General features: G+C 73.1%; 8 protein-coding genes. 2 read left to right on the forward strand and 6 right to left on the reverse strand.

The features are described 5' to 3' along the window. Positions 1-21 precede the first annotated feature (21 nt). From ACZ6Z8_RS03395 to ACZ6Z8_RS03420, 6 genes are all read right to left on the reverse strand, one after another. Complete coding sequence (locus ACZ6Z8_RS03395; protein WP_465605858.1) at positions 22-1,554, reverse strand: AMP-binding protein; 1,533 nt, start codon at positions 1,552-1,554, stop codon at positions 22-24. A gap of 48 nt (positions 1,555-1,602) precedes the next feature. Beyond that, the gene (locus tag ACZ6Z8_RS03400) at positions 1,603-2,865 is read right to left on the reverse strand and encodes an acyl-CoA dehydrogenase family protein (RefSeq protein ID WP_465605860.1); all 1,263 of its coding nucleotides are present in this window, start codon (positions 2,863-2,865) and stop codon (positions 1,603-1,605) included. Positions 2,866-2,916: 51 nt separating this feature from the next. Next, complete coding sequence (locus ACZ6Z8_RS03405; protein ID WP_465605862.1) at positions 2,917-3,741, reverse strand: 2,3,4,5-tetrahydropyridine-2,6-dicarboxylate N-succinyltransferase; 825 nt, start codon at positions 3,739-3,741, stop codon at positions 2,917-2,919. 410 nt (positions 3,742-4,151) lie between these two features. Next, complete coding sequence (locus ACZ6Z8_RS03410; protein WP_465605864.1) at positions 4,152-4,631, reverse strand: ATP-binding protein; 480 nt, start codon at positions 4,629-4,631, stop codon at positions 4,152-4,154. Between the two features lie 153 nt (positions 4,632-4,784). Next, positions 4,785-5,174, reverse strand: a complete 390-nt coding sequence (locus ACZ6Z8_RS03415) for an STAS domain-containing protein (protein WP_465605866.1) — start codon at positions 5,172-5,174, stop codon at positions 4,785-4,787. A gap of 80 nt (positions 5,175-5,254) precedes the next feature. Then, positions 5,255-6,202, reverse strand: coding sequence for an RNA polymerase sigma factor SigF (locus tag ACZ6Z8_RS03420; RefSeq protein ID WP_465605868.1), 948 nt, complete (start codon positions 6,200-6,202; stop codon positions 5,255-5,257). A 288-nt stretch (positions 6,203-6,490) separates the two neighbouring features. Here ACZ6Z8_RS03420 and ACZ6Z8_RS03425 point away from each other — a divergent pair, with 288 nt between their 5' ends. Beyond that, positions 6,491-9,946 (forward strand): HAMP domain-containing protein, encoded by a 3,456-nt coding sequence (locus tag ACZ6Z8_RS03425; protein WP_465605870.1) that lies wholly within the window; start codon positions 6,491-6,493, stop codon positions 9,944-9,946. Positions 9,947-9,989: 43 nt separating this feature from the next. Continuing rightward, positions 9,990-12,533 carry a SpoIIE family protein phosphatase gene (locus tag ACZ6Z8_RS03430; RefSeq protein ID WP_465605872.1) on the forward strand — a complete coding sequence of 848 codons (2,544 nt, stop codon included), beginning with the start codon at positions 9,990-9,992 and terminating at the stop codon, positions 12,531-12,533. The last annotated feature ends 141 nt before the right edge of the window (positions 12,534-12,674 follow it).

Below are 12,674 nucleotides of genomic sequence, written 5' to 3' on the forward strand. Positions count from 1 at the left end.
TCCGCAGGACACGCCCTCGCGTCACCGCGCGGCCGCCTGGTGGCGCAGGAGCTTCTTGTCGGGCTTTCCCGCGTCGGTGAGCGGCAGTTCCGCGAGGAAGGCGACGTGGACGGGCTCGTGCAGCGGGCCGCGCCGGGTGCGGACCAGGGTGCGCAGCTCCTGCGGGTCGGGGCGGGTGCCGGGGACGGGGACGACGACGGCGTGGACGCGTTCGACCCGGTTGGCGTCGGGGACGCCGAAGACCGCGCTCTGGTGCACCTGGGGGTGGGAGTTGAGCAGGTCCTCGACCTCGGAGGTGTAGACGTGGCCGGCGCCGGTGTTGATCAGGTCCTTCAGCCGGTCGACGATGTAGAGGTAGCCCTCGTCGTCGAGGTACCCGACGTCTCCGCTGCGCAGCCAGCCGTCCCTGAGGGTGGCCGCGGTCAGTTCCGGCTGCTTCCAGTAGCCCTGCATCAGGCTGTCCGAGGCGATGCACACCTCGCCGGGCCGGCCGGTGGGCAGGTCGCGGCCCTGCTCGTCGCGGATCGCGATCCGGTAGCCGGGGGCGATCCGGCCGACCGAGCGCAGCAGGTGCGGGCGGGCCGGGTCGTGGTCGCCGGTGTCGAGGACGCTGACGATGCCCGCCTCGTGCTGTCCGTAGAGCTGGACGAGGACCGGGCCGAAGCGGCGGAGCGCGTCGGTGAGACGGGCCGGTGAGGCCTGGCAGCCGCCGTAGGTGAGGCGGCGCAGGCTGCTGGTGTCGGTGTCCACGCACCGCGGGTGGTCCAGCAGTTGGTAGAGCAGCGGGGGCATCAGGAACACGTCGGTGATGCGTTCCCGCTCGATGGCGGTCAGGACGGCGGCCGGGTCGAACTCGTCGAGGAGCACCGCGCTGCCGCCGGCCCGCAGCACCTTGTCGGTCATCTGGCCCGCGGCGTGGGCGATGGTGGTGCACACCAGCAGGCGCGGCGGGCCCGCCGGGTCGGCAGTGGGCAGCTCCGGGCCGAAACGGCGGACCTGGCCGTAGCTGATGCAGATGCCCTTGGAGTGGCCCGTGGTGCCGCCGGAGTGGCGGATGGTACGGACGTCGCCGGGCCGGGCCCGGCTGGTGAAGGGATCGGCGCTCAGGGCGGCGGCGAGGGCCAGCAGGTCGGTGGCCTCCGGGGCGGGACCGAGGACGAGGACGGCCTCGACGTCCGTGTGCCCGGCGATCTCGCGGGCGCGGGCGGCGTGTTCGGGGTCGACGATCAGGGTGTGCGTCTCGACGTCCCGGACCATGGCGGCCTGGGTGTCGGCCGGCAGCCTGGGGTAGAGCTGGTTGGTCCGGCAGCCGACCAGATTGGCGGCGTAGCGCGCGGCGATGGCCTCGGGCCGGTTGCCGGTCAGCAGGGTGACCGTGTGGTGGCGGTCGACGCCGCGGGCGCGCAGGGCGCGGGCCAGCCGGTGGACGAGGTCCCGCAACTCCCCGGCGGTGGTGGTGCGTCCCTGGTGGACCAGGGCCGGGCGGTCGGGATCGACGCCCAACTCGTCGAGGATGTCGACGACTTCGGTCCGGAAGGGCGAGGTGGGTGGCATGGGCGGTTCCTTGCGCCTCGGTTCGATGGTGTGCTGGGCCGGGGGGAGTCAGCGGTGGGCGGCCAGGAGCCGTGCGTCCCCGGCCTGCGTACCCCCGGCCTGGCGGTCCTCGGCCAGCAGAGCGTGGGCCAGCACGCTGTAGAGCGTGTCGTTGGGCCCGTCGGCGATGCGCAACCCGCGGATGTCCCGCAGGCGCTTCTCCATCGGGGTGTGCTTGGTGTAGCCCTCGCTGCCGTGCAGTTGGAGGGCGAGGTCGACGGCGCGGTAGGCGGTGTCGGTGGCCAGGGCCTTGGCCGCGGAACAGGCGGCGACGTCGGTCTCGCCCCGGTCGATGCGCTCCAGCAGCGCGAAGCACCAGGCGGTGGCGGCCTCGACCTCGGCGGCGGCGGTGCCCAGGCGGGCGGCGACGGACGGGATCGCGGCGAGCGGCATCCGGGCGACGGTGCGGGCGCGGGTGCGGGCCGCGGACTCCTGGATCGCCGCGGCGGCGGCACCGAGGCAGACCAGCGACATCATCAGGCGCCAGGCGGAGAAGTGCGTGTCGAAGATCCGGCGGCCGTCGCCGGGTTCACCGAGCAGGAGGTCCTTGTCCAGACGGGTGTCGACGAAGTGCAGGTGGCCGAAGCTCCAACCGCGCATCCCCATCGGGTCGGTGGTCTCGGTGAGCACGCCGGCGGCGTCGGCCGGCACCCACACCGCGGACAGCGGCACGTCGCGCAGGTCGGTGCGGTCGGCGTCGGCGCGGTCGACGAGCTTGCAGAAGACGACGAAGCCGTAGGCCTCCTCGACCCGACTGATCAGGCCCTTGGACCCGGAGAGGGTGAAGTGGTCGCCGTGGTCGACCAGGACGGTGCGAAAGCCCCGCAGGTCCGAGCCCGAGTGCGGCTCGCTGGCCGCGATGCCCGCCAACCCGCCTGCGCCGACGACCTTTTCACGGGTGTGGCGGACGAGCTCGGGCGAGCCGTGACGCAGTGGCATCGCGGCGTGGCCGGTGCTGAAGATCTCGCGGGCGTCGCAGTCGCGCCGCCCGGCGAGGAACATGGCCATCCCCTGGGCCACGCGTCCGCGCGGTTCGCCGGGCCCGCCCTGCCCGGCGGGGAACTCGGCGGGCGATCCGGCGGAGAAGGTGTCGTCGATGCCGGTGAGCCCGGCGGCGGCGGCCCGGGCGCGCAGGGCGAGCCAGTCGGGGCGGGGGTCGCCCTCGCGGACGGGTTCGGGCAGGTGGGTGTCCAGGAAGGCCGTCAACTTGGCCGCGAGGCCGGAGAGTTCGGGGTGACGGTCGAGGAGCGGGCTGATGCCGGTGGCGGGCAATGGGGTGGGCTTTCCGTGAAGGGGCGGTCGGGGAGGTGCGGGCCGGGTCCGTCAGAGCGTGAGCGTGGCGGGCGGCTGGGTCCGCACGGCCTCGTTGAGCTTGGCCTTGTCGTGGCGCTCGCCCTTCTTCAGGTGCTTGATGACCAGCAGGCAGGGCAGTCCGAAGGTGCCGCCGGCGAACTCGCGCGGACGGCTGGCGGGGACGGCGACCGTCCACGGCGGCACCTCGCCCCGGCTGAGTTCCTCGCCGGTGGCGGCGTCGATCACCGGGATCGTGTCGGTCAGCAGGGCTCCGGCGCCCAGCAGCGCGCCCTCGCCGACCCGGGCGCCGCTGTAGACCATCGAGCGGGCGCCGATGAAGGCGTCGTCCTCGATCACCACCGGCTTGGCCATGGGGGGCTCGATCATGCCGCCCAGTCCGACTCCCCCGGACAGGTGGACGTTGCGACCGATCTGGGCGCAGGAGCCGATGCCGACCCAGGAGTCCACCAGGGTGCCCTCGCCGACGTACGAGCCGATGCCGATGTGACTCGGCATCACCACGGCGCCGGGCTCCTGGTAGCTGCCCCGCCGGATGACCGCGCCCGGCGACACCTGGACGCCGTCGATCGTGCCCTTCAGCGGGATCTTGTCGGCGCACCGGAAGGGGCCGAACTGCGACGGCTGCGGCGTGGCCTGCTTGTAGAGCAGCAGGATCGCGTTCTTCAGCCACTCGTGCACCACGACCTCGCCGTCCAGCAGTTCGGCCACCCGCACTCGGCCGGTGTCCAGCAGGCCGATCGCCGCGTCCACGGCGGCCACCGCCTCGGCGGACAGCAGCGGGACCTCGTCCCGGCGCTTCCAGAGGTCTTCGAGCTCGCTCTGCAAGCTCGCCACATCGACACCATTGCCCATGGCGCTTCCCCGCTTTCCAAGTCTTCCGGGCTTTCCCGGCTTTCCGGGTTTTCCCGGCCTTCCGGGCTTCCGGGTCGGAGGACGGTCCGCACGCGATGCCCCCGGGTGCGGTCTCCGACCGTGTCGCGTGACGCCGGTGCTCCCCCCGGGCGCACACGCGAGAGCGGCACGCCGAGTTACCTGCCGGTAACGGCGCGCCGACTGCAGCCTTCCATACCTGCGATTCGTAGATCAAATCCTTGATATGGCATTGATATTAAGGTTGAAAAGTAAATTTTTGGCGCCATCAAAGGGGCGCTTTGGGATTGAGGCGCAGAAGGGAACGGCCCGGCCCTTGGGCCGGTGACGGATCGGGTCCGCGACGCGGCATGGGCGGCCGGCGATCCTGCCGGTCAGTCGAGCTGGAGCGGCGGGGCGTCGAACTCGGCCCAGATGGTCTTGCCCTGGGCGTGCGGCTCGGCGCCCCAGCGGTCGGCGATCCGCTGCACGATGAACAGTCCGTGGCCGCCGGGCAGGGCGGGGTGGTGCGGTTGCCGGGGGGCGGGCAGTTCCGTGCTGCGGTCGCTGACCTCGATCCGCAGCCGGACCGGGGAGAGGTCGAGGACCAGTTCCAGCGGGCCGCCGCCGTGCAGCATCGCGTTGCCGACGATTTCGGCCACCACCAGGACGACGTCCTCGGTGATCCCCTCCGCCACACCGGGGCCCCGGAACGACGCGCACCAGTCGCCGAGCGCCTGGAGGGTGTGGGCCCTGGCGCGGGCGACCGGCGTGGTGAGCCCGGCGAGGGGCAGCCGTCTGCGCTGACCGCCGACGGGCAGGACGAGCTCGCCCGGATACGGGTCGCCGTCCAGGGTTCCCCAGCTCATCGTCATCTAAGGGCACCCTTCCGCATCGACGACTCTCGCAGCTCGGTTTCCCGGCAGCTCCGGGATTATGCCTCTCCCCCGGCGCCGCCCGGTAGCCGGGCGGGCTCCCGCCACGCCGCCCGGCCCGCCGCCCCGCCCCTCGGACGGTCGGGCGGCCGGTCAGGCGTTCAGGGCCTCCTCGACCGATTCGTGGATCGTGAACACCGTCCGCGCGCCGGTCAGTTCCAGCACCCGCAGCACCGTCGGCGCGACCGCCGCGAGCCGCAGGTGCAGCCCCTCCTTCTCTGCCGCGATGCGCGTCCTCAGCAGCAGGTTCAGCCCGGAGGAGTCGCAGAAGTCGACCTCCCGCAGGTCGATGACCAGCGCGGACGGGCGCCTCGCGACCAGTTCGGTGAGCTTCTCGGCGGCCGAGGCCAGCGTCTCGATGTCGAGGTCCCCGGCCAGCGCGCACACCATCGCCCCGGTTTCCGTGGCGCGGCTGCGCACTTCGAGTCCGGGCCTGGCGGTCACCAGGGTCGCTTCGCCCTGGCCGTTGTCGGATGGCATCATCGTCCGTCCCTCCATGTCCGTGCCTTCCGACCATACGTAGGCGGGGCCGCTGCGCCAAACACCGCCCCTCGGCACCTCAGTCAGTCGCCGTCCAGGCCCTCGCGGAGCTTGCGCAGTGTGCGGCTCAGCAGCCGGGAGACGTGCATCTGGGAGAGCCCGAGGCGGGCGCCGATCTGGGACTGCGTCATGTCCTCGCAGAAGCGCATGGAGAGGATGAGCCGCTCCCGCTCCGGCAGCGCGGCGATCAGCGGCTTGAGCGCCACCAGGTCCTCGACCCGGGACAGGCGCCGGTCCTCCTCGCCGAGGCGGTCGGCCAGCGCGCCGGGGCCGTCCTCGTCCTCCGCGCCACCGAGGTCCAATGAGCCGGCGGTGTGCCCGTTGGCGGCGGTCAGCCCCTCGACGACCTCCTCGACGGGGAGCGAGAGGTGCTCGGCGAGTTCGGCCGGGGTGGGGGCGCGGTCGAGGTCCTGCGCGAGTTTCTCCGTGGCCCTGGCCAGCACGATGCGCAGCTCCTGGAGCCGGCGGGGTACGTGCACGGCCCAGGTGGTGTCGCGGAAGTGGCGCCGCAGTTCGCCGAGGACGGTCGGCATGGCGAAGGTGCTGAACTCCACGCCGAGGTCCGGGTCGAACCGGTCGATGGCCTTCACCAGACCGACCGCGCCCACCTGGAGGAGGTCCTCCTTCGGCTCGCGGTGCGAGGTGAAGCGGCGGATCGCGAACCTCACGAGCGAGAGGTTCATCTCCACCAGGCTGTTGCGGACGTACGAGTACTCCCTCGTGCCCTCCTCCAGGCCTGCGAGGCGGCGCAGCAGCACGCCGGTCAGTTCCCGTGCGTCGGCCGGCGCCATCTCCCGCAGGTCCGCGCCCCGGGGCAGGTCGGCCGGGAGCAGGTCGGCCCCGTGCAGATCGGGCCGGGGCGGATCGACCTGGTGCGGACCGGCCTGAGGCGGATCCGCCGGGAGCGGCTCCCGCGTCCTCCCGTCCGGGGTGGTGGCGGGGATGAGCAGTTCACCGGTGGGCGTGGGCATCCGAATCCTTTCCCGTGGTGGCGCGACGAGGCCCTGCTACCCCGGCTCGGAAGATCGATGCGCCCGCGGATCGTGAAGTTTTCGTGAAACCCGCCCCGCGCCGTGTCCACCGTCCCCGCGCTCCCGCTGACCTGCCGAGAGCCGTTTCCGGTGGTGCGGACGCTGCGGTAGCCTCCGTCACGGTACCCACCGCACCCGACCGACGACCGGATCCACCCGGCCGGGCCCGGCGGTGCGCACGACCCGCATGCGGGCTCCGGCCCCGGCGTTCTACGGAGGCGACGTTCGATGGCTGGCCCGACCACGTCCAACGGCTCGCAACACCGCCCGGCGATCGGCCCGGCCGCAGCGTTGGGCAACGAGACCGAGCTGCGGCAACTGCTGGCCGGCCTGACGGCCGTCCGGGACGGCGACTTCAGCACCAAACTGCCCGACGACGCGCACGGGTTGCTCGGCGAGATCGCCTCGGTGTTCAACGGGATGGTCGACCAGCTGTCGCACTTCACCTCCGAGGTGACGCGCGTCGCGCGGGAGGTCGGCACCGACGGCCGGCTCGGCGGCCAGGCCCAGGTACCCGGGGTGTCCGGCACCTGGGCGGACCTCACCGACTCGGTCAACGCGATGGCCGGCAACCTGACCTGGCAGGTTCGCGGGATCGCCCAGGTCACCACGGCGGTGGCGCGCGGCGACCTCACCCAGAAGATCGAGGTCGACGCCCGGGGCGAGATCCTGGAGCTCAAGAACACCGTCAACACGATGGTCGACCAACTGTCCTCGTTCGCCGGGGAGGTGACCCGGGTGGCCCGCGAGGTCGGGACCGAGGGCATCCTCGGCGGCCAGGCGCGGGTCGTCGGCGTCTCGGGGACCTGGCGCGACCTGACCGACTCCGTCAACTCCATGGCCGGGAACCTCACCGGCCAGGTCCGCGCGATCGCCCAGGTGGCCACCGCGGTCGCCGAGGGCGACCTGTCGCAGAAGATCACCGTCACCGCGCGCGGCGAGATCCTGGAGCTGAAGGAGACCATCAACACGATGGTCGACCAGCTCTCCTCGTTCGCGGACGAGGTGACCCGGGTCGCCCGCGAGGTCGGCACCGAGGGGCGCCTCGGCGGCCAGGCCAAGGTCGAGGGCGTGTCCGGCACCTGGAAGCGGCTGACCGAGAACGTCAACGAACTGGCCGGCAACCTGACCCGGCAGGTCCGGGCGATCGCCGAGGTCACCAGCGCCGTCGCGGCCGGCGACCTCACCCGCTCGATCACCGTGGACGCCTCCGGCGAGGTCGCCGACCTCAAGGACAACGTCAACTTCATGGTGGAGTCGCTGCGCGAGACGACCCGCGCCAACGAGGAACAGGACTGGCTGAAGACCAACCTGGCCCGCTTCTCCGCCCTGATGCAGGGCCGGCGCGACCTCGCGGTCGTCGCCGAGTCCGTGATGGACGAACTCGCCCCGCTGGTCGGCGCGCAGTGCGGCGCCTTCTACCTGGCCGAGGACAGCCGGGACGGGACGGTGCTCCAACTCGTCGGCTCCTACGCGTTCCCCGACGGCGAGCGCCCCACCCGCTTCCGCCTGGGCGAGTCCTTCGTCGGCCAGGCCGCGCGCAGTCGCCGCACCATCGCCGTCGACGCCCTGCCGCCCGGCTACCTCCCTGCCTCCTCCGGGCTCGGCCGCACCGACTCGCTGTCCCTGCTGGTGCTGCCGATCGTCGTCGAGGACCAGGTCCTCGGCGTCATCGAGCTGGCCTCCGTCCAGCCGTTCACCCAGGTCCACCGGGACTTCCTGGACCAGCTGATGGAGACCATCGGCGTCAACGTCAACACCATCATCGCCAACGCGCGCACCGACGAGCTGCTCGGCGAATCGCAGCGACTCGCCGCCGAACTCCAGGCCCGCTCCGAGGAACTCCAGGCCCGGCAGGAGGAACTCCAGTTCTCCAACGCCGAGTTGGAGCACAAGGCGGAACTGCTGGCCACGCAGAACCGCGACATCGAGACCAAGAACCTGGAGATCGAGCAGGCCCGCCAGGAACTGGAGGACCGCGCCCACCAGCTGTCGCTGGCCTCGAAGTACAAGTCGGAGTTCCTGGCCAACATGAGCCACGAGCTGCGCACGCCGCTCAACAGCCTGCTCATCCTGGCCCAGTTGCTCGCCCAGAACCCCACCAGGAACCTGACCGCCAAGCAGGTCGAGTACGCCGGCATCATCCACTCCGCCGGCTCCGACCTGCTCCAGCTCATCAACGACATCCTCGACCTGTCCAAGGTCGAGGCCGGCAAGATGGACCTGAACGTCGACGCGGTGCCGCTGCGCGCGCTGCTCGACTACGTCGAAGCCACCTTCCGCCCGATGACCGGGCAGAAGAACCTCGCCTTCGCCGTCCACACGGCGCCCGGCGTCCCCGGCGAACTCCTCACCGACGACTACCGCCTGCGCCAGGTGCTGCGCAACCTGCTGTCCAACGCCGTCAAGTTCACCGAACACGGCAAGGTCGAGCTGCGCATCGAGCCCGCCACCGAGGCCGAACTGCCCGACGGCGTACGGCGCGGCGGCCCGGTGCTCGCCTTCCGCGTGACCGACACCGGCATCGGGATCGCGCCCCAGCACCTGGAGACCGTCTTCGGCGCCTTCCAGCAGGCCGACGGCACCACCAGCCGCAAGTACGGCGGCACCGGCCTCGGACTGTCCATCAGCCGCGAGATCGCCTTCCTCCTCGGTGGCGCCATCACGGTCGAGAGCACCCTCGGCCGGGGCACCGTCTTCACCCTCTACCTCCCCGTGGAGCACTCCGAGGTCACCGGCGGCGAACTGCCGCCCGCGGCCGAGGCACCGGCCGGAACCGCCGCCGGGCCCGCCGCGGAGCAGCAGGCCGGTCCCGCCGACCACACCTCCGCCGAACGGCCACGGCGACTCCTCGTCGTCGAGAGCCGGCCCAACGGACTGCTGACCCTCGTCGCGGAGAACGCCGTCGCCGACCTCGCCCGCTACTCCGCCGGGCACCGGCAGGTCGAGATCGTCACCGCCGTCGGCGCCCAGGAGGCCGCCACCGCACTCGCCACCGCTCCGTGCCACTGCGTCGTCCTGGAACTCGACCTGCCGGACGGCGCCGCCGGCACGCTCCTGGCCGACATGGAGGGCGACCCGGCCCTGCACACCGTCCCCGTGCTGGCGCACAACAACCGGGGCGTCACCGGCGAACGGGCGGACTCGGTCTCCCGGCCGGGCGAACGGCCGCTGGAACTCATCGCCAGTCTCGACGAGTTGCGCGAGCGGATCGCCCTGCACATGAGCGCCGCCCGCCCCGGCGGGGCGCTCCCGACGGGGCGCGGCGCGGAGCGGGTGCCCTCGTGGAGCCCCGACGCCGAACCGGCGCTCGCCGGCCGCACGGCCCTCGTGGTCGACGACGACGACCGGAACCTGTACGCGATCACCAGCATCCTGGAGCTCCACGGCATGCGGGTCCTCCAGGCCGAGAACGGACGCGCCGCGCTGGAGTCGCTCACCGCCCACCCCGGCATCGACGTCATCCTGATGGATGTGATGATGCCCGAGATGGACGGGTACACGGCCACTGCGGCGATCCGCGCGATGCCCGAGCACGCGGGCCTGCCGATCATCGCGGTGACCGCCAAGGCGATGATCGGCGACCGGGAGAAGAGCCTGGCCGCGGGCGCGAGCGACTACATCACCAAACCGGTCGACGCCGACGAGGTGATCAGCCGGATCACCCGCCACCTCACGCGGTAGCCGCGGACCGGAGCAACAGCCCAGAACCTCAGGAGCCAACACCGTGCAGCACCCCGACGAGCAACTCGACAAGGGTCGTCCGTCCGCGGCCGGACCGGCCGTCGGCGCCCCCAGGGTCGGGGCGCAGCGCGGCGCGGCCGGTCCGCAGGCGCCCGCCGTCCAGGAGCCGGAGCCGGACGGCACGGCCACGGCGATGGGCCGGCTCGCCAGTACGGTGGAGCGCCTGCGCCGGGAGCTGGACCAGGCGCAGGCGGACTCGGCGGGGCGCGGCGTGCTGGAGATGGCCGTCGGCGTGCTGGTGGAGCGCCTGCGGTGCGGTCCCACCGAGGCCGCCCGGCAGTTGGAGGGGCTCGCCGCGCAGGCGGGGGTGACGACGCTGGCGCTGGCCGCCGACCTGCTCAACCAGGCCGCGGCGGACCAGATCTCGGCGCTCGCCCGGGAGTTCGTCGCCGGGGCCGCGGCCCGCTCCGACGAGGCGGCCGGGAGTGGGCGGGCCGGGGTCGGCGCCGGTGCGGCGGCCAGGAGCGCGGATCCGGTCGCCCTGCGGCTGCGCAGCACCGAGGCGGACACGATCGCGGGCGGCGACGCCGCGACGGCGGCCCGCTCCATGCTGGAGCACGCCCTGCGCCCGCTCGGCGTGGCCGCGGTGGCCATCTGGGCCGCCCACCCCGACCTCTCGCTGTCCCTCGCGGGCAGCGCCGGCTTCCAGTCGGAGGAGGCCCGCCGCTGGCGCCACGTCCCGCCCGGGGTCCCGACGCCGGCCCGCCGGGCGCTGGACGAACGCACGGCGGTCGCCTACCACGTGCTCGCCGACGCCTCGCTCCCCTCCATCGGCCAGCACGAGGTCCGCGGCGGGCGGTTGGCGGTACCGGCCGGTGTCGGCGGCCGGCTGATAGGCGTGCTGGAGATCTGCTGGCGCGAGGCGCTGCCGGAGCAGTCCCAACCGCTGCAACGGCAGTTCGAGGCCCTGGCGGAGGTGGCCGCCGCCACCCTGGAGACCTGGGAGCCCCGGGAGCTCCCCGCGGCCGACCCGGCCGACACCCGGTTCGACGAGCTGCGGCAGCTCGCCGACGGGCTCTTCGACCCCTGCCTGGTGCTCCGGGTGGCGCCGGAGGACGGCGAGGTGCCGCCGCGGTTCCTGGTGCGGCACGTGAACCCGTCCTTCGTCGACTTCGCCGGCCGGCCCACGGGCGCGATCGTGGGCACCCGGCTGCTGGAGGCGTACCCGCTCGCGGCCGAACCGGGGGGCCTCGCCGAGAAGGTCGAGCACGTCTTCGCCACCGGGGAGCCGTTCCGGACCCCGGACATGCGGCTCGCCGCCCTGGTCGACGGGGTGCCGCTGACCACCCGGGCGCAGGTGAGCATCAGCCGGCACGGACCGCACCTGGTGGTCGTCTGGCGGCTGGACGCCGGCACGCCGCGGGTCGCCCGGCTGCTCCAGCACGCGCAGCGCCTCGGCCGGATCGGCGGGTTCGAGGAGAACCTGCGCACCCGCCAGATCATCTGGAACGACAGCCTGTTCGAGCTGCACGGGCTGCCGCCCACCGCGCAGCCGATCTCCATCGACCAGCTGGCCGAGCACGCCCACCCGGACGACCTGCACACCATCGGCCGGTTCCTGCGCACCCTGCTGCACCACCAGCGGCCGGCCTCCACCGCCTTCCGGCTGCAGCGCCCCGACGGCGTCACCCGGCACATCCGCGTCGTGGCGGAGCCGGTGCGCGATCCGGACAGCGGCCTGCGCCTGGTGCGCGGCGCCTACCAGGACATCTCCGCCCAGCACTGGACGGAGGTCGCGCTGGCCGCCACCCGCGACCAGTTGGCCCAGAGCGAGCAGCAGGCCGCCGAGCGCAGCCGCCTCGCCCTCCAGCTCCAGCACGCCATCATGCCGCCCGCCCGGGGCCCGCTGGACCTGGACGACCTGCACGTGGCCGTGCGCTACCGCCCGGCCGAGAAGGACCACCTGGTCGGCGGCGACTGGTACGACGCGCTCGCGCTGCCGACCGGCGACGTCCTGCTGTGCGTCGGCGACGTCGCCGGACACGGCATCGAGGCAGCGACCGGCATGGTCGCGCTGCGCAACGCGCTGCGCGGTCTGGCCGCCACCGGTGCCGGACCGGGCCAGCTGCTCAGCTGGCTCAACAGCGTCACCCACCACCTGACCGACAACGTCACGGCCACCGCGGTCTGCGGACTGTACGAACCGGCGACCCGCCGGCTCCGCTGGGCCCGGGCCGGCCACCCGCCGCCCGTGCTGCTGCGCGACGGCCGGGCGAGGACCCTCCCGCAGGTGGGCGGCATCCTGCTCGGCGCACTGGACCAGGCGGACTACGAGGAGGACGAGTTCGTGCTGGAGGCAGGCGACACGCTGGTGATGTACACCGACGGTCTGATCGAGCGCCGCGACGAGTCCCTCCAGGCCTCCCTGACCAATCTGACGGCGCTCGCCGAACGGGCCCACCGCGACGCGGCCGTCAGCGCCAACGGCCTCGAAGGGCTCCTGGACCACCTGCTGCAGTACAGCAGCGCCGACACCGACGACGACACCTGCCTGGTCGGCGTGTCGGTCCGCCGACCGGGCAGCTGAGCCCGACGGGGTTGCGGCGCGCGTGCGGGGGCGCGCTCCGGGGCCCTCGCAGGGGCCTCGGTTCCCAGCTCACGGGCAGTGCCGGATAGCCTGGCAGGACCGTCGGGCGGCCACCCGCCCGATCGACGAAGGCCGCGGGTC

The organism is Kitasatospora sp. NPDC101108, assembly GCF_055584725.1.